16 protein-coding genes and 2 pseudogenes are annotated in these 15592 nt (G+C 62.1%); 11 read left to right on the top strand and 7 right to left on the bottom strand.

What is annotated here, in order from left to right; translation table 11 throughout:
* The first annotated feature begins 130 nt into the window (after nt 1-130).
* The 11 genes and pseudogenes from FGL25_RS12285 to FGL25_RS12235 all read left to right on the top strand — a co-directional run bounded on the left by FGL25_RS12285 (nt 131) and on the right by FGL25_RS12235 (nt 10815).
* The gene (locus FGL25_RS12285; protein ID WP_138141668.1) at nt 131-829 is read left to right on the top strand and encodes an IS6 family transposase; all 699 of its coding nucleotides are present in this window, start codon (nt 131-133) and stop codon (nt 827-829) included.
* A 54-nt stretch (nt 830-883) separates the two neighbouring features.
* A pseudogene (locus FGL25_RS12280) lies at nt 884-1018 on the top strand (transposase); the annotation flags it as partial.
* A 57-nt stretch (nt 1019-1075) separates the two neighbouring features.
* A complete protein-coding gene (locus tag FGL25_RS12275) occupies nt 1076-1624 on the top strand; it encodes a TetR/AcrR family transcriptional regulator (RefSeq protein ID WP_138141667.1) in 549 nt (182 codons plus the stop codon).
* 68 nt (nt 1625-1692) lie between these two features.
* Nucleotides 1693-3315: an MFS transporter gene (locus FGL25_RS12270; RefSeq protein ID WP_252970161.1), complete on the top strand. Its 1623-nt coding sequence runs from the start codon at nt 1693-1695 to the stop codon at nt 3313-3315.
* 12 nt (nt 3316-3327) lie between these two features.
* Nucleotides 3328-4470 carry an HlyD family secretion protein gene (locus tag FGL25_RS12265; RefSeq protein WP_138141666.1) on the top strand — a complete coding sequence of 381 codons (1143 nt, stop codon included), beginning with the start codon at nt 3328-3330 and terminating at the stop codon, nt 4468-4470.
* The gene (locus FGL25_RS12260; RefSeq protein ID WP_138141665.1) at nt 4470-5834 is read left to right on the top strand and encodes an efflux transporter outer membrane subunit; all 1365 of its coding nucleotides are present in this window, start codon (nt 4470-4472) and stop codon (nt 5832-5834) included. Before FGL25_RS12265 ends, FGL25_RS12260 begins: the two co-directional genes overlap by 1 nt.
* 170 nt (nt 5835-6004) lie before the next feature.
* Nucleotides 6005-6880 carry an alpha/beta hydrolase gene (locus tag FGL25_RS12255; protein WP_167493344.1) on the top strand — a complete coding sequence of 292 codons (876 nt, stop codon included), beginning with the start codon at nt 6005-6007 and terminating at the stop codon, nt 6878-6880.
* Nucleotides 6881-7297: 417 nt separating this feature from the next.
* The gene (locus FGL25_RS12250; RefSeq protein WP_138141828.1) at nt 7298-7696 is read left to right on the top strand and encodes a hypothetical protein; all 399 of its coding nucleotides are present in this window, start codon (nt 7298-7300) and stop codon (nt 7694-7696) included.
* Nucleotides 7697-7838: 142 nt separating this feature from the next.
* Nucleotides 7839-9116, top strand: a complete 1278-nt coding sequence (locus tag FGL25_RS12245) for a dsDNA nuclease domain-containing protein (RefSeq protein ID WP_138141826.1) — start codon at nt 7839-7841, stop codon at nt 9114-9116.
* Nucleotides 9113-9706, top strand: a complete 594-nt coding sequence (locus FGL25_RS12240; protein WP_138141824.1) for a hypothetical protein — start codon at nt 9113-9115, stop codon at nt 9704-9706. Before FGL25_RS12245 ends, FGL25_RS12240 begins: the two co-directional genes overlap by 4 nt.
* Nucleotides 9703-10815, top strand: coding sequence for a hypothetical protein (locus FGL25_RS12235; protein WP_138141823.1), 1113 nt, complete (start codon nt 9703-9705; stop codon nt 10813-10815). The genes FGL25_RS12240 and FGL25_RS12235 overlap by 4 nt, the downstream gene beginning before the upstream one ends.
* A gap of 104 nt (nt 10816-10919) precedes the next feature.
* Here the strand turns inward: FGL25_RS12235 and FGL25_RS18005 are convergent.
* From FGL25_RS18005 to FGL25_RS12205, 7 genes and pseudogenes are all read right to left on the bottom strand, one after another.
* A pseudogene (locus tag FGL25_RS18005) lies at nt 10920-11300 on the bottom strand (DDE-type integrase/transposase/recombinase); the annotation flags it as partial.
* Between the two features lie 15 nt (nt 11301-11315).
* Entirely contained in the window at nt 11316-11648 is a 333-nt protein-coding gene (locus FGL25_RS12225) for a 2Fe-2S iron-sulfur cluster-binding protein (protein WP_138141820.1), read from the bottom strand.
* A gap of 17 nt (nt 11649-11665) precedes the next feature.
* The gene (locus FGL25_RS16890; protein WP_167493343.1) at nt 11666-11824 is read right to left on the bottom strand and encodes a hypothetical protein; all 159 of its coding nucleotides are present in this window, start codon (nt 11822-11824) and stop codon (nt 11666-11668) included.
* The gene (locus FGL25_RS12220) at nt 11763-12323 is read right to left on the bottom strand and encodes a group III truncated hemoglobin (protein ID WP_197733844.1); all 561 of its coding nucleotides are present in this window, start codon (nt 12321-12323) and stop codon (nt 11763-11765) included. The genes FGL25_RS16890 and FGL25_RS12220 overlap by 62 nt, the downstream gene beginning before the upstream one ends.
* Nucleotides 12324-12440: 117 nt before the next feature.
* Entirely contained in the window at nt 12441-12584 is a 144-nt protein-coding gene (ccoS, locus tag FGL25_RS12215) for a cbb3-type cytochrome oxidase assembly protein CcoS (RefSeq protein ID WP_138141819.1), read from the bottom strand.
* On the bottom strand, nt 12581-14794 hold the full coding sequence (locus FGL25_RS12210; RefSeq protein WP_138141818.1) for a cation-translocating P-type ATPase: 2214 nt from the start codon (nt 14792-14794) through the stop codon (nt 12581-12583). The genes ccoS and FGL25_RS12210 overlap by 4 nt, the downstream gene beginning before the upstream one ends.
* A complete protein-coding gene (locus FGL25_RS12205) occupies nt 14791-15576 on the bottom strand; it encodes a DUF2189 domain-containing protein (RefSeq protein WP_138141817.1) in 786 nt (261 codons plus the stop codon). The genes FGL25_RS12210 and FGL25_RS12205 overlap by 4 nt, the downstream gene beginning before the upstream one ends.
* Nucleotides 15577-15592 lie beyond the last annotated feature (16 nt).

Genomic DNA, 15592 nt, shown 5'->3' with positions numbered 1-15592 from the left:
ACGGTTCCTGTTCTGTGGCCACATCAACAACGACCACACTATGGCGCACTCGACGCCGGACACAGGGGCCGTCCACCCCATCAGGCTAACGCTAAAAAGTCTCCACTTAGGTTGAAGGGTGGAGGTTTTCATGTCTGGCTTATCGTTCAAGCGTCACCGGTTTCCAGGATCGGTCATTTGTCAGGCTGTGCGTTGGTATTTTCGATTCACACTGAGCATTCGCGACGTTGAAGAATTGATGGCGGAACGCGGGGTTGAGGTCAGCCGCGAAGCTATCCGGTGTTGGGTGAATAAGTTTGGGCCAATGATTGCTGCGAACATTCGCCGAATTCGTAATCGTCCGACGGGCCGTTGGCATTTGGACGAAGCGGTTGTCAGGATCCGCGGTCGCCGAATGTATCTATGGCGTGCGGTCGATGATGAGGGCGAAGTGCTTGATGTACTGGTTCAAAAGCGACGCAACAAGCACGCGGCTTTGAAGTTGCTGCGGCGTTTGCTCCGCAACACAGGCGTTCATCCGGAAGCTATCGTGACGGATAAACTTGCGTCTTATCGCGCGGCGATGAAAGTCCTGAATCTTCAAGGGCGTCATCATCCAGGCGGGATGCGCGAGAACAATCGCGCCGAGAATTCTCACCTCGTTATTCGCCGACGAGAGCGAAAGCAGCAGAGGTTTAAATCGCAGGGTTCAGCCCAGCGATTTCTCTCCAGCCACGGCCCGATTTACAACGTCTTCAATCTTCAACCGCACCTGATTTCCCGATCTGGCCTTCGCGTGCTGCGAGGTCAGGCCGAAACCGCTTGGTCGGCAGCAACGCAAGGGGCCTGAAATCGGCAAGGGGAGGGCTGCTTTTGGCTCAATCCAGTTAACTTGTCAGCACCCAAACGGCGCAACCGCATAGAGATCATGTTTGGACGCCTGAAAGACTGGCGGCGGGTCGCAACCCGCTACGACCGCTGCCCGACCGTCTTCCTGTCCGCCATCGCACTCGCCGCTACCGTGCTCTTCTGGCTATGAGTCCTGAGCCTAGGTCGGCAGTTGACACAGTTCATCTTGATTGTCATTTGAGATATTATGTCTCAAAATCGTCGCCTCCGCAGTGATGTCCTGCGTTCAAAGGTTGCGCTGCTCGACGCTGCCGCACGCTTGTTCGCTGAGCAGGGCGTACATGCGCCGATAGAGCCGCTGGCGGATATGGCAGGGGTGTCGCGCGCGACCCTGTACCGGCATTTTCCGGATCGGCAGACCTTGCTGTTTGCCCTGTTCGATCGGCAGGTAGAGTCTTTCTTTAGCATTGGGGAAGGCCTCGAAAAGGGCGAGGTCCTGCTGGCTCTCATCCGCGAGATGGCCAATATCGCACGCGCGACGCCGGTCCTTTCCGATGCTTGGCGCGCTATTCCGCGCGACGATCCAGAGCTTATTGTCCGTCAAAACCTGCTGCGGGAGCATTTCAGAGAGCCGCTGGCGGATGCGCTGGAGGCGGGCACCGTAAGGGCCGATCTGACGCTTGATGATGTGTTGACGCTTGTCCGCATGGTCAGCGCCGGTAGCCGGTATGCCGACGCTCAGTCGGTCGACCGCATATTTGATCTCGCATTGAACGGTATGAGGTCGCGTTCATGACGTCCAAAACTAGGCGCTATGGCGACCCAATAGGCGAGACGCCGGATTGGGCTCCTCACGAGCGGCCCATGATCCCCGGTTCGCCGTCGACACCGGATATGCCCGCATCGCGCCGTGTGTGGTTCGCCTTTATCGGCCTGTTAATCGGCATAACTAGTGGCATCGGCTCTTCGATCGTGAGCGCCAATCTGCCGGCTGTTCAGGGCACCTACGGTCTGGATACCCGCCAGGGCGCTTGGCTCAGTGCCATCTATCCGATGTTCAACATCTCGATGAACCTGTTGCTGATCAAATATCGGCAGCAGTTCGGACTGGTGCGTTTTGCCAAGGTCTTCCTGTCGATCTATGCACTCGCGACGATCGCCAACCTGTTTGTCACCAGCTATCCGGCGGTGCTGGCGGTCAGGGCGCTGAGCGGCATCGCGGGCGCGTCCATGGGCGGCCTGTGCGTCATGTATATGATGCAGGGTCTGCCGCCCCAGCCCAAATACAAGCTTCCTGCTCTGCTGTTCGGGATTGGCGGCACCCAGATTGGTGCGCCCCTGATCTGGGTCCTTGGTCCGGAACTGCTGGATGCCGGCGGGATGCACTATCTGCTGCTGTTCCAGACGGCGATGGTCTTGCTGTGTCTGGCAGGGATCCAGTTGGTGCGTTTGCCGCCCGGTATGCGGATTGTTGCCTTCGAATGGCGCGATATCCCGAGCTTTATCTTCCTGGCTCTGGGCCTCGGAACGCTGGTCGCGGTGGCTACTGTTGGTCGTGTGGATTGGTGGCTGGATGCGCCTTGGGTGGGGCTGGCTATCGTTGCGGCCATCATCTGCCTCGCGACAGGTGCGGTGCTCGAGCACTATCGCGCGCACCCCATGGTCGATACGCGATGGGTGTTCACCTTCGACTTCTTGAACTTCTCGTTGTCGCTCATGCTGACGCGGGTACTGTTAATCGAACAGCCGTTCGGCGTGACCGGACTGGTGCAGACCGTGGGCCTCGGGCCTGACCAGACGCAGACCTTGTATGCCATCATTCTGGCCGCGACGGTAGCCGGCGTGCTCACCAGCGCCTTCGGTTTGATGCTCAACACCAAGCTGTTGCCGGTTATGCTGTTGCTGGCTTTGGTCCTGATTAGTGTGGCGGCCTTTAACGATGCGGGCGCGACGGTTGATACGCGGCCCGCAAATCTGTTCGTCACTCAGGCCATGATGGGTTTTGCGGCGGCCTTGTTCATGGGGTGCGCCCTTATCCTCGGCTTGGGTCGATTGCTGGCGCGCGGTCTGAACTCCGTCGTCACCTTTGCCATGATGTTTGGTGTCACCCAGATGTTGGGGGGCATTCTGGGCGGCTCACTGCTGGGGACCTATCAGTCCATTCGCGCCCTGCACCATGCTACCTATCTGGCCGAGGGCATTGTCGCGACCGACCCATCCAAGGCCCAGCTGCTGCAGATGTATTCCGGTGCCTATGGCGGCGTCATTGTAGACCCCGCGCTGCGATCGGCTCAGGGCATGGGAACGCTGGCCCAACAGATCACGCAGCAAGCCAACATCCTCGCTTTCAATGACGTCTTCACCATCATCGGCTGGGGGGCGATCGCACTGATCGTCATGAACATCTTCATGTTCATCGCCCTCGCCAAGCAGAGCAAGCAAGCACAAGCCAATAACAGCAGCGCCTCTGGCGCCGTCGCTATCTGACGGAAATCACCAATGACCGATCAACCCCAAAACACCCCCACCCAGCCTTCCCCCCAGCCCGAGGACGAGGGTCTGGAAACGCTGACGCAAGTGGAAAGCAAGCCCAAGAATAAGGGCCTGCCCAAGGCCGCTATCATCACTGCGGTGCTGGCGCTGGCGGCGGTGCTGTTGGTGTTGTTTGTGTGGAAGCTTCCGCCCTTCAGTTCGCCGGTCGAGCGGACTGAAAATGCATATGTGCGCGGTCAGGTAACGGTCGTGGCACCACAGGTGAATGGCTACATCACCGAGGTGCTGGTCAAGGACTTCCAGAACGTGACCAAGGGCCAGCCGCTGTTCCGCATTGACGACCGCATCTATGCTCAGCGTCTCGAGCAGGCCAAGGCCAATCTGGCGTCGGCGGAGTCGCAACTCGCCAACTCGGCTCAGACCACGGCCTCGCGAGAAGCCACGGTGTCGGCCCGTTCTGCTGAACTGGCCTCTGCCCGAGCCGAACTGGCGCGCGCTCAAGCCGACATGGCGCGCGTAAGCGAACTGGCCGAGGATGGCTCTGTTTCCCTGCGCGAGCGCGATCAGGCCATGGCTACCTTGCGTACGGCGGAAGCCCGTGTGGGTCAGGTACAGGCCAATATCGAGGTCGCCCGCCAGGACGTCCGTGCAACAGGCGTTTCGCGTGGTGGCTTGGAAGCTGCTGTCGAGGCGGCACGCGCGGCCGTGCGACTGGCTGAAATCGACTTGGCCAACACGGTCATTGTCGCACCGGAAGCTGGCCAGGTGGGGCAGGTCGGTGCGCGTCTAGGCCAGTATGTCACCGCAGGAAGCCAACTGGTGTCGCTGGTCCCGCCGCAACTGTGGGTCATTGCCAACTTCAAGGAACGTCAGGTTGGCAAGATGCTCGCCGGTCAAAAGGTGACCGTCACTGTGGACGCCCTCGGCGACCGTGAGTTCACGGGGCGCATCGAGAGCATTTCCCCCGCCACCGGTTCGGAGTTCGCCGTGCTTCCTGCCCAGAATGCGACGGGCAATTTCACCAAGATCTCGCAACGTCTGCCGTTACGGATCTTGCTGGATAGCGGCCAACAAGGGCTTGATAAGCTGCGGCCGGGTCTGTCGGTCGTCGCGCGGGTGGATACCGCTTCGGCGAGGGAGAGCCGCTAATGCGCCAGCTTCTTTTGATGGGGGCGGCATCGTTTGTGTTGGCCGCTTGCGCCACAAGCCCTTCGCCCGTGCCCGAGGCCGCTATACCCGAAGTGCCCACGCAATGGCGTGAAGCGTCGCAAGGTGAGGCTTCTGTCTCGGCCGAGTGGTGGCATGCCTATGGCGATCCGCAACTGTCAGCGGCGGTTGAGGCTGCGCTGGCGGGTAATATCGATATTGCTGTGGCCGAAGCCCGCATCCGCGAGGCCGAGGCCTTAGCGGTGCAGGCGCGCTCGGCCCTGTTGCCGTCTCTTGATTTGGCTATGGGCGGTCAGGATGGCCGTAGCCTCAGCGCCTTTGGGATGCCGTCCGAAGTGGCGAACGGATCGGTCCAGCTACAGGCCGCCTATGAGGTCGATCTATGGGGACGCGTCCGCAATGGCGATGCCGCTGCGCGAGCCAGCCTTCAGGCCAGCCGCTATGGCCGCGATGCCATTCAGCTATCGATCTCTGCGGCGACGGCGCGGGCCTACATCACGCTCCTATCGCTCGATGCCCAGTTGGAGATCGCTCGTAATACGCTGGCTTCGCGCGATGAGGCTCTGCGGGTTGCGACGCGTCGTGCCGAAGTCGGCACCACTTCTCGTCTGGAACTGACGCAAGCCACAGCAGAGCAGCGGGCGGCTGCGCGTCAGGTACCGGCACTGGAGTTGGCCGTAACGCATCAGGAAAACGCGTTGCGCTTGCTGACCGGGGCTGCGCCCGGTCCAGTACCGCGTGGGCGTTTCGAATATCTGGAACTCGTTCATCCGCAAGCTGGGATGCCATCGAGTTTGCTGGCCCGTCGTCCTGACATTGCACAAGCAGAAGCCCAGCTTCTGGCCGCCGATGCCTCGCTGGCTTCGTCGAAAGCTTCCCTGTTGCCGCAAGTGCGCCTGACAGCATCGTTGGGCGAATTGGTGGCCGAAGGGATTGATCCTCTGACTGTATGGTCGTTGGGGGGCAGTGTTCTGGCACCGTTCTTCAATCATGGCCGCCTAGCTGCGGGCGTCGATGCGTCTCAAGCGCGGCGCGATCAGGCCGCTTTCGCCTATCGCAAGACGGTCCTGACGGCCTTTTCCGAGGTTGAAAACACCTTGGCCGGTATCGACCGTCTGCAACGTCAGGCCGCCGAAGCCGAAGTCCAGCATCAAGCGCTTGTTGAAGGGCTGCGCCACGCACGAAACCGATACCGTGCGGGCTATGCTTCATATCTTGAAGAACTGGATGCCCAACGCGGCTTACTGAACGTCGAACTGAGCCTTGTACAGCTTCATGAAAGCCGTCTGCTCAACTCGGTATCTCTCTACCAAGCACTCGGCGGTGGATGGGTGGCGGCAAACTGATGATCGCTTTCCGGACAAGACCCGAGGTAGGCGTCCTACGCAGGCCTTTAGGGCAATGGGCCCTTGTCGCGTGCGTGACGTTAACCCTTGGTGCTTGTGCCAGCACGCCGTCTGGAGTGCTCATTCCGGCAACTGTCTCCAAACCCGAGGCGGCCACAGACGTTAGTGTATTGGTCTATTCCACCAGGGCTCTGTCCGACGAGCCGGGCGAGATTTATTCGGGCCAGCGTGGCGACCGGCTCAGCTCTGTGGTTGTCGATATCACTATTCCGCCATCACATCAGACAGGTGTGATCGAATGGCCGAGAAACCGTGAGGTTGACCCAGCGATAGAGTTTGCCACAAGGGCCGTAACGCCTGTGCCTGATGATGCAGCCGCTGAAGCGTGGATAGCCTCACACGCAGCGCGTGGGCATTTGCTGATCTTTGTGCACGGCTACAACGTGCCCTTTGACAAAGCTGTCTATTCGCTAGCGCAGCTCACGCATGACTCCGGCATTGAAGCGGCACCGGTGTTGTTCACCTGGCCATCGCTGGGCCGCGTCTGGGGTTATGTCTATGATCGCGAAAGTGCAAACTACTCTCGCGATGCGCTCGAAACACTGCTCGTCGTTGCGGCGCGTAATCCCGAAGTGACGGAGATCACGGTGCTCGCTCATTCGATGGGCAGCTGGATCGCTGTAGAAGCCCTGCGCCAGCACGCGATCCGCTCGTCGCGGGTTGATCCGAAAATCAGGAACGTGATCCTTGCCGCACCGGACCTCGATGTAGATGTCTTCGAACAGCAGTTTGCGGCTTTGGGACCAGAGCGCCCTCACTTCACTTTTCTTGTTTCCCGCGACGATAAGGCTCTGAGGTTCTCGCGCTTGTTGGCGGGAGGCGTTCAACGCGTGGGGGCTGTAGATCCCTCGGTTGGACCTGTCCGGGACGTTTTGGAGAGGTCAGGCGGAAGTAACGGTTATCAATCTGGCAGACGTGCAAGGTCGCTCCCGGCTGAACCATTCTGTCTTTCTCGAAAGTCCAGAGGTTGTTCGCCTTCTCGGTAGCAGTATCGCCAGCGGCCCCAGCCTGTCAGGGGCCATGGACCTTCCTTTCGAGGGTCTAGTGCTCGACATGGCCGAGACGCTAACTTCTAGCGTTGTTCAGGCCAAGCCTGTGGCGAGACAGTCGAGTGAGGTGAACTATTGATAACTATAGATCGTCGGATAATGGCCCTTAGGCGCAAAAGGGCAGGGGCGTTGCCGAAAAGCGGACCTCCAGAAATTCCGAATCTGACTCGTAGCGGCGGTTTAAGAAGTCTGCTTTGCGGACTTGTTCCAGCGTCAAAGTTCGCAGGCGGTGCGGGCCGCGTGGGGCTTGTCTGGAGGCACGACGATGTGGCCGGGGCTCGGGCTTCCCGATGCAGTTCCTCCAAGCCGTTCAACGGTGCTAAGGTGGCGTTAACAATCCCTCGCGAGGTCGTCGTGCCAAACCCGATCGTCATTTTCGAGCAACAGACGTACGATCTGGATGGCTGGCCTTACCGGGTCGAGGCGAACTGCATCCCACCGGATGAGGCCGATGCCCGCATACGGGATCGCTTCGACAGTCGAGCGATAGATCTGCCCAAGGAGTTGGGGTCGATCTGGTTCGAGGTGTTCGACCCGGTCGGGGCATGGGCGGCGACCGCAACGTTCGCTTGCGGAGAGGGAGTGGTGCGCTGCGATCTGATCGAAGTGGAGCGGCCGCATCGCAGGCAGGGCATCGCGACTGTGGTCTATATTTTGGCCAGCAAGATTTTTGACGCTCCGGTCGTGCCCGCGAGTGTTCGATCCGACGACGCGCTCGCCTTCTGGGCGGGCCGAACCGAGATCCGAGGCTAACATCCAATCAATGACCCGCCTTCTGTGGCTTTGCATTGACCGAGCTTGAGTATAAGGTGCGTTGGTAGATCCGTGTTCGACTGACGTCTCGCGTCGCCGCTTCCGGAGAAGGAGCGGATGATCGCGGGAGGGGTGGCCGCAAATGACGGGTTCAAGCGACAACGCAGGCGGTCTGCTGCCGGAGCTGCGGATCAATCAGGTTCGCAGCCGGGACCCCGGTGACGAATCCGAGCGTAACTTCCGATACCAGCACCAGTACGGGGTCGTCCTACTCGCGGCTGTCCGTCGTGGCTCACTCGACTATTTGCGCGTCTATTGCGAGCACCATGAGGATCTTCTCTGCGAAACTTCGGACGGCATGTTCGATGGGTGGCAAATCAAGACCGCCACGCCCGAGAATGGCCCCTGGACGCTGACGCATGACGCGCTGGTCCGCTCGATCGGTCGGTTCGTCGACCTGCTGTCGACCTATCGGTCTCAGATCAGGCGCTTCGTCTTTGTGTCGAACGCCGAGGTCGACAAGGTGGGGGATGACGTTAAGGACCAAAAGCGCCGTGGCCGGTGCCCGACCCTGATGCTGGAGCACATCCGGGCATGCGTGACCCTCGCGGATCTCAAGACGCCCTTCCTCGAAGCGTTCGACGTCCTGGCGGGCACCCTGGGGGCCGACCGTCAAACCCTTTTCGACGTCTTGCAGCGGCTCGAGATCATCAAGGGACCGTCCCGATCCGAGTTCGACGCCTCCCTAGCGCATGAGCATCTCGGCGGCCTCGCTGAATGCAAGGCCCTGAATGCCAGCCAGTTGTCCGATCTCCGAGACGACCTAGTCGCCCGTCTTCACAGGGCTGCTTCGTTGCATGTTACCGACCCGGTTCGACATATCCGCAGCGTCTTCGCCCAGGATATCGAGGATCCGGTGATCGTCGCCAAACGGATCACCTGCGCCGATGTCGTCTTCGCCCCGCCGGCGACACCGCTCAAACAGCCGCAGTATCAGGGCTCGCCGACCCTTCTTCGTGGCGGTCCGCAACGCGCCGGCGTCCTTGAGCAGAAGCTTGAGGCCGGCGGACTGCAGTACGCGATCTCCTACATGACCGCGAAGGAACGCGCCGCCGAATACGCTCTTCTGGAGGAACAGGCGCGGGATCCCGCCAACGCCGAACAAAACCTGCTGCAGGTAGAGGAGGCCGTGCACGGAGAGTGCATCGAAGCCTACTTCAGCGCTGAAAAGCCGGATGAGACGTTCGGCGTCGCGATGTTCTCCGACGTCAACGCCCGGCTCCGCCGACTGGAGACGGACCGGCGTACGCTCCTGGGCAGCCAACCCTACGAGGTACTCGTAGGCGTCGCGGCGATGCTGACACGGGCGTGCCGCGTCTGGTGGAGCAAGCGGTTCCCTGTGCGGGAGGAGCAACCGTGAGCCTCGGCCTACTCAAAGCCGCTGCCCGCGCCGAAAACAGTGACGGCCTCCATCTCATGCGGCTGCTCATCCTCCTTCGGTGCGCCGACAAGCGGGGCCGTATAGCCAAACCGGTCGAGGGCATCACGAAGCTGGCTAAGCTCGACTTCCTGCTGCGATATCCAGTCTATCTGGAACGCGCTCTGCTCCAGCTGGGAAAGTCCACGGCGGACCTCGACCTCCTCCCGAGGGAACGGACGACCGTCGAGACGAAGATGATCCGGTTCCGGTACGGTCCATGGGACGCCCGATACCGGCGGTGGCTCTCCCTCCTGGCGTCGCTCGGCCTGCTCACGGTGTCCTTGAAGGGGCGCAAGATCGAGATCGGCCTCACGGATGCGGGACGCACCCTCGCGGATGAACTGTCCGGGCAGGCGATCTTCGCCGACCTGAAGGATCGCGGGACGATCGTGATGAAGACCGTGGGCGATATGTCCGGGAGCCGGCTCAAAGATTTCGTCTACGAGATCGTCCCGGAGATCACGGGAATGAAGTGGGGGCAGGAGATCGCCGCCAACGTCGGTGCTGGTGTGGATGGTGAAACCCCATGAAATTCGTTCTCAAGTCTCTCGTCCTGGACCTCCGGCAAGGTCAGGAGACGCTGACTTTCGCAGACGTCTCCTATTTCTGGGGACAGATGGGTGCGGGCAAGTCCAGCATCGCGAAACTTATCGACTACTGCCTAGGCGGAAAAATCCAGCTCTCGCCCGCCCTCCAGGCGGAATTCGTCGGAGCGACCCTGACGGTGGAGCTTGAGCGGTCGGTCCTGTCGATAGAGCGCCAGAGGGACGCGAACAATGTCTTCGCAAGCTGGACAGTAGGGGACGAAATCCACTCCGTCGTGGTGCCGGCCCGGACAGCGGCGGGAGAGGTGATCGCCCAGACCGAAATCGAAACCCTGTCGGATCTGGTGTTCTGGCTGTCCGGCATCCAGACTCCGCGCGTGCGCCAGAGCAAGCTGAAGGTCGAGACCAAGATGGTCCGCCTCTCGCTGCGCGACCTGCTCTGGTACTGCTATCTGGACCAGGACAACATCGACAGTTCCTTCTTCCACCTGGAGGAGGACGCCGAGTTCTATCTCCGTCTGAAGAGCCGGGACGTGATCCGCTACGTCATTGGCTACCACGATGAGCGCGTCGCGGACTTGGAGGCGGAGCTCGATCAACTGCGCGCGAACCGAACGGCGCGGGCCGCTGCGATCACAAGTCTGACGAGGACTCTGGCAGAAGTAGGTGCCGGCTCCGAGCTGCAAATCGCCGAGCGGGAGGCATCGCTGAAGCTGGCCCTGTCACGCGCCGACGAAGAGATTCGCACGCTGCGCGAGGTGACGAAGGTTCAGCAGGCCGATCATGCCGTCGATCTTATCGCCCACAAGGCGAGGAGGCTGGGCGCCCTCATCGGTCGGATCGATGAGACGAGCCGTGAGCTTACTGAGGTTCGGGAGCGCCACATTCGGCATCGGAACGAGATCGAGATGCTGGGTCTCAAGTTCAGGCGTTCGTCAGCGGCGCGCGCCATCCTCGGCGGCGTGAAGTTCGTCGACTGTCCAAGATGCCTGCAACAGCTAAGCGCCAATAGCCGTCTCCAGAGACGGCAAATAGCCCTGGCGTGCTATGCAAGTATCGGTAATGTCGGGGGTATTGGCGGGCGACCCGCATAGCCCGCTTTAGCGGGTGAATAGATGGCGGTGCTGTCAGTCCAACGACAATTTGTCTCCGCTTGGCAAGGAGGGAGGGCGATCGTGAGGCGGCGAGCGCTTTCCACTCAGCTAGGGCGGCGGAGCGACGGGCTTTGATGAGGTGACGATCTTGGTTGAAGTGATTGTGGAAGGCAGCGTGGACGGCGCTGAATTTCTGCAAGGTCCTCATTTGGCGGAAGCGCTGCATGGCCGTTCTCGTCGTCGAAATGGCAGGTTGAATTCTCCGCACGTGCCCCGCGACCGATGATCTGCTTGTCCGCGACTCCAATATCCTTCAGCGCGGTCTTGTACGACCGCAAGCCGTCAGTCACGACTGACTTTGTGGAACCGTGTAGGCGCATGGCTTTCTTGAGGAATTTCAGTGCTACAGCCTTGTTTCTGGGCTTCATGACGAAAGATTCCAGAACCTCGCCTTCGCGGTCCACGGCGCGCCAGAGATAGTGGCGCTCGCGGTTGACGCCTTACAGGCCGAGCACTCGCTGTTCGGCTGGAACTTGGACGATCAGGCCATGGCACGCGCGGGTGACGCGCACTTGGCACGACAGGCGAGATCGCGCATCGACTGCGGCGGTGAAGTCGAGCATGGATTCTTCCATGGCGCTGGGCGCACCGAGTTCTGAGCGCCAGTGCGGCTCGATATAGACGTGGCAGGTGACACAGGCGCAGCCGCCTCTGCATTTGGCCTCTATGCCGGGCACGCCGGCGCGCACCGCAGCTTCCATCAGCGAGGCGCCGGCCTGGATTCGTACGATCTGGCGGGTTCCATCGGTCTGGATGAAGGTGACGGCCGGCATCGACCGTTCCGCCGCCGTCACGCCAGGAGTTTCCAGCCCACGAAGAAGACGACGATGGCGATGGCCGAACACAGGGCCATATTGACCAGCATCCGCATCATGCCCCGCTCGTGTTCATTGGTCAGGCCGATCCGGTTGCACACCATGTTGGCCGGCATCATCAGAAAGCGGAGCATGGGCATCACCTTGTGGCGAGAGGGAAGGGACGGGGGGAAGGGGTCGCGCTAGGCCTTTCGCGAGCGAACAGACGGATGCCTGGTCATCCGACATGTCGCGATGAGCTGCGATTCCGATCTGCAGGCGCTGGGCGATGGCTTCAGACCGGCTAATGAACAGGGCTGCAGCGTCCGGAGGAGTGAGAGCGCGAGCCGCCTGGCGGAACAACTGAAGCCAGCGGGTGAAATGGACGCCATTGATATCCGAAATCCGGGCGTGGACCACCATCGGAGCGCCCTTGAAGCGCCCGCTCATCAGCACCACAGACGACCAGAAGTTGCACATGGTCTCCAGGTGAGCGTCCCAGCCATCGCCGATTTCACGGTCGAAGATCGGCCCCAGCATGGGGTCGGTGCGGATTGCATCGTAGAAGCCGTGGACAAGGGCATGGATCATCGGCTCGGTTACGCCGACGGCCGCACCGGGACTGCGGGGGTCTGGGGGAACGGATTCCATCATTGGCGACCTCGCCTTTCTTAAAGATGCATTTATCATGTATCTTTAAGAAAGGCGAGATTGTGACGGTTAATTTATCTCCGCGATGACGGGGACTGGGCTCTGGATGGTCCGGCCGACCTATTCAGGATCATCCAGGAAGATGCGCTCTGCAGCGCCATCCATGTCGTCGTACTGACCCGCCCGGAAGGACCAGAGGAAGGCCCACAGGGCGGCTCCGCCAAGTATGAGGGCCAAGGGAACCAGAAAGATCAGACTGCTCATGCCACGGCCTTCGTGGTGCTGGCTCGACGGGCCGGAACATTCATCTGCGACTTTACGGCGTCTCGACGCCCGGCTTTGAGGCGCAGGGCGTTCCCCACCACGACGATTGAAGACAGCGACATGGCGAGGGCCGCGACCAAGGGCGTCACGTGTCCAAGGATGGCGATCGGCAAGGCGATGGCGTTGTAAAGGATCGACAGAGCGAAGTTCTGCCTGACGAGTTTTTCGGTTTCCCTGGCGACATCCAGCGCCAGTTCGATGGAATTCAGACTGGGGTTCAGGAAGACGAAGTCCGCTGCATTGCGCCCGATGTCAGCGGCGTCGCCGGGCGCCATGGAGACGTGGGCCGCCGACAAGGCGGGGGCGTCATTCAGCCCATCGCCGACCATGAGGACGCGCCGTCCCTCGGCGGCCAGGGCGTTCAGCCGCTCGACCTTTTCGGAAGGCAGCAGGCGGGCCGAGAAGGTCTCTACGCCCAAGGCCTTGGCGGTCGCTTCCACAACGGGCGTCTGGTCGCCGGAGAGGATGAGGATGTCCAGACCCTTGGCGCGCAGTCGACGGATGGCTTCGGCGGCGTCCGGCCGCAGAGCGTCCTCGAAGATCAAGGCGGCGGACAACCGCCCGTCGCAACTCAATACCGTGCCTTCGATGTCCTGGGCCTGATCTGCGGTCAAAGCCCAGTCGGCGCGGCCGAGACGCCAGATTGCGCCGTCGATGCGCCCTTCGACGCCCAGACCGGCGTCTTCGCGAACATCCGACAGCAGAGGCGCAGGGTAGGGCGAGGCGGCGACGACGGCGCGCGAAACGGGGTGGTTGGAGCCCTGGGCCAGGGCGGACGCGATCGCCAGGTGTTCGGGGGCCAGGCTCCCTGCGTTGACGAGGCGGGGACGTCCGAGAGTCAGAGTGCCGGTCTTGTCGAAGGCGACGACATCGATCCGTGCCAGGCGTTCCAGACCGGCGCCATCCTTGACCATGACGCCGTTCTCGAACAGGCGGCGGGCGGCCATGACCTGTACGATGGGCGCGGCAAGGCCCATGGCGCAGGGACAGGTGATGATCAGAACGGCGATCGCGACGGTGATCGCCTGGCGCCAGTCGCCGGCGACCGCCATCCAGCCGAGAAAGGTCAGGAACGCGACGCTGTGGACGACGGGCGAATAGAGGGCGGCCGCCCGATCGGCGATGCGACGATAGCCCGCGCGCCCGTCCTCGGCCGCCGCCATCAGGCGGGTCATTTCCGCCAGGAAGGAGTCCTCGGCCCTCGCGCTGGCGGTGAGGATCAGGGGACCGGTCAGGTTCAATACGCCCGCTTGGACTGTGGCGCCGGGTTCGACCCGTCGCGGCGCGCTTTCGCCGGTCACGACGGCGCAATCCAGATCCGAGGCGCCGGATTCGACCACTCCATCGACGGGGACGCGGTCGCCGGCGGCCAGGGCGATGCGCATCCCCGGTTCGATCTCTTCGATGGGGCGATGCTCCCGAGCGCCGTCCGCCGCGACGACCGTGGCGCCGCGCGGCGCCATTCGCGCCAGGCCGCTGACGGCGGTGCGGGCCTTCTCGCGCATCAGATGGTCGAGCGTCCGCCCGATCAGCAGGAAGAAGATCAGGGAGGTGACGGCGTCGAAATAGGCGTGCGGGCCGTTGTGCAGGGTGTCGTAGACGCTCATGGCGAAGGCCAGAAGCACCCCGACCGAAATCGGCACGTCCATGTTGGTTCGCCCGCGCCGCAGGGCGGACCAGGCCGAGCGGAAGAAGATCTGGCCCGAATAGATCAGGCAGGGCAGGGCCAGGACGGCTGAGATGGCATGGAAGGCGTGGCGTGTCTGCGCGTCGGCCCCGGACCACACCGAGACGGACAGCAGCATGATGTTCATGGAGGTGAAGCCCGCCACCGCCAGGGCGCGGATCAGCCGCGTCAGCTCGGGGTCTTTGCGTTCGGCTTCCGGCTCGGTCAGGTGCGCGGTGAAGCCCAGACGGTCGAGCGCCTGGATCAGGTCGGGCGTGGAGTCGCCGCTCCAGGCGACGCGGACCCGCTTGGTCGACAGGTTGACCCGGGCCTGCCGCACCTCGGCGCTCTCCAGCAGGCCCTTCTCGATCTTGCCGATGCAGCCCGCGCATCGAATGCCCGGCACGGTCAGCTCGGTCTGGCGCAGGCCATCGCCGAGATCCCGGCTGGCGAGACGGATTTCCTCGCGGGCTGCGAAACTCATCGCATCGCCCGATAACTGTGCCAGGCGGCGTGACCCAGCAGGGGGAAGATCACGATCAAGCCGACCAGACCCGTCGCTACGGCCAGGGCCGTCAACACCGATACGAGAGCGGCCCAGGTCAGCATGACCGGCAGGTTGGCCGAGACCATGGCCATGCTGCTGCCCATGGCGGTCAGGGCGTCGGTGCGGTCATCCATCAGGCGAGGGATGCCGAAACAGCCGATGGCGAAGCCGAAGGCGGCGAACAGGCCGCCGACCGAGGCTCCGGTCGCCAGCATCCACCATCCCTGCGAGGTGTGCGTCAGCATGGTCAGCACGTCCCCGAAGCCGGGGAAGGGCCGCAGGCCGAAGAAGAGGGCGTAGATGATGACGGCTGCGCGCATCCACAGCAGCACCAGCAGGCACAGCATGGCGCCGGCGAACCAGACCTGGGCGCCGCCTTCGGGCTTGACCAGGATCATGCGCTTCAGACTGGTCGGGCGGCCTTCCTCCAGGTCGCGGCTCTTCTGGTACAGGCCGATGGCGATCAGCGGTCCGACCACCATGAAGCCCGCCAGAGCGGGCAGGAGGATGTAGTCCAGTTTCAAGCGAAACAGGCCCCAGACCACCAGGATGGAGACGATGAAGACCATCAGCCCATAGGCCAGGCTGGGCAGGGGATTGCGCCACAGGTCGCGCCAACCGGCGGCCAGCCAGCCGAAGGCCGCGCTGGCGGGGAGGTTCCGCTGGCGCTGGGCGCTGAGGGGCAGGGCGGGCGTCTCGATGCCGTCGATGTTCGTCATGTGAGAATCCCTTTCG

The organism is Brevundimonas vancanneytii (assembly GCF_901421975.1).
Classification (GTDB): domain Bacteria; phylum Pseudomonadota; class Alphaproteobacteria; order Caulobacterales; family Caulobacteraceae; genus Brevundimonas; species Brevundimonas diminuta.
The sequence above is the reverse complement of the archived record's forward strand: the minus strand, read 5'-3'. Positions and strand labels throughout refer to the sequence as shown.

Excerpts from the sequence above, each read along its gene's own strand:
- FGL25_RS12285 (WP_138141668.1), top strand. The coding sequence starts at position 131 with ATGTCTGGCTTATCGTTCAAGCGTCACCGGTTTCCAGGATCGGTCATT.
- FGL25_RS12275 (WP_138141667.1), top strand. The coding sequence starts at position 1,076 with ATGTCTCAAAATCGTCGCCTCCGCAGTGATGTCCTGCGTTCAAAGGTT.
- FGL25_RS12270 (WP_252970161.1), top strand. The coding sequence starts at position 1,693 with ATGATCCCCGGTTCGCCGTCGACACCGGATATGCCCGCATCGCGCCGT.
- FGL25_RS12265 (WP_138141666.1), top strand. The coding sequence starts at position 3,328 with ATGACCGATCAACCCCAAAACACCCCCACCCAGCCTTCCCCCCAGCCC.
- FGL25_RS12260 (WP_138141665.1), top strand. The coding sequence starts at position 4,470 with ATGCGCCAGCTTCTTTTGATGGGGGCGGCATCGTTTGTGTTGGCCGCT.
- FGL25_RS12245 (WP_138141826.1), top strand. The coding sequence starts at position 7,839 with ATGACGGGTTCAAGCGACAACGCAGGCGGTCTGCTGCCGGAGCTGCGG.
- FGL25_RS12235 (WP_138141823.1), top strand. The coding sequence starts at position 9,703 with ATGAAATTCGTTCTCAAGTCTCTCGTCCTGGACCTCCGGCAAGGTCAG.
- FGL25_RS12225 (WP_138141820.1), bottom strand. The coding sequence starts at position 11,648 with ATGCCGGCCGTCACCTTCATCCAGACCGATGGAACCCGCCAGATCGTA.
- FGL25_RS16890 (WP_167493343.1), bottom strand. The coding sequence starts at position 11,824 with ATGCTCCGCTTTCTGATGATGCCGGCCAACATGGTGTGCAACCGGATC.
- FGL25_RS12220 (WP_197733844.1), bottom strand. The coding sequence starts at position 12,323 with ATGATGGAATCCGTTCCCCCAGACCCCCGCAGTCCCGGTGCGGCCGTC.
- ccoS (WP_138141819.1), bottom strand. The coding sequence starts at position 12,584 with ATGAGCAGTCTGATCTTTCTGGTTCCCTTGGCCCTCATACTTGGCGGA.
- FGL25_RS12210 (WP_138141818.1), bottom strand. The coding sequence starts at position 14,794 with ATGAGTTTCGCAGCCCGCGAGGAAATCCGTCTCGCCAGCCGGGATCTC.
- FGL25_RS12205 (WP_138141817.1), bottom strand. The coding sequence starts at position 15,576 with ATGACGAACATCGACGGCATCGAGACGCCCGCCCTGCCCCTCAGCGCC.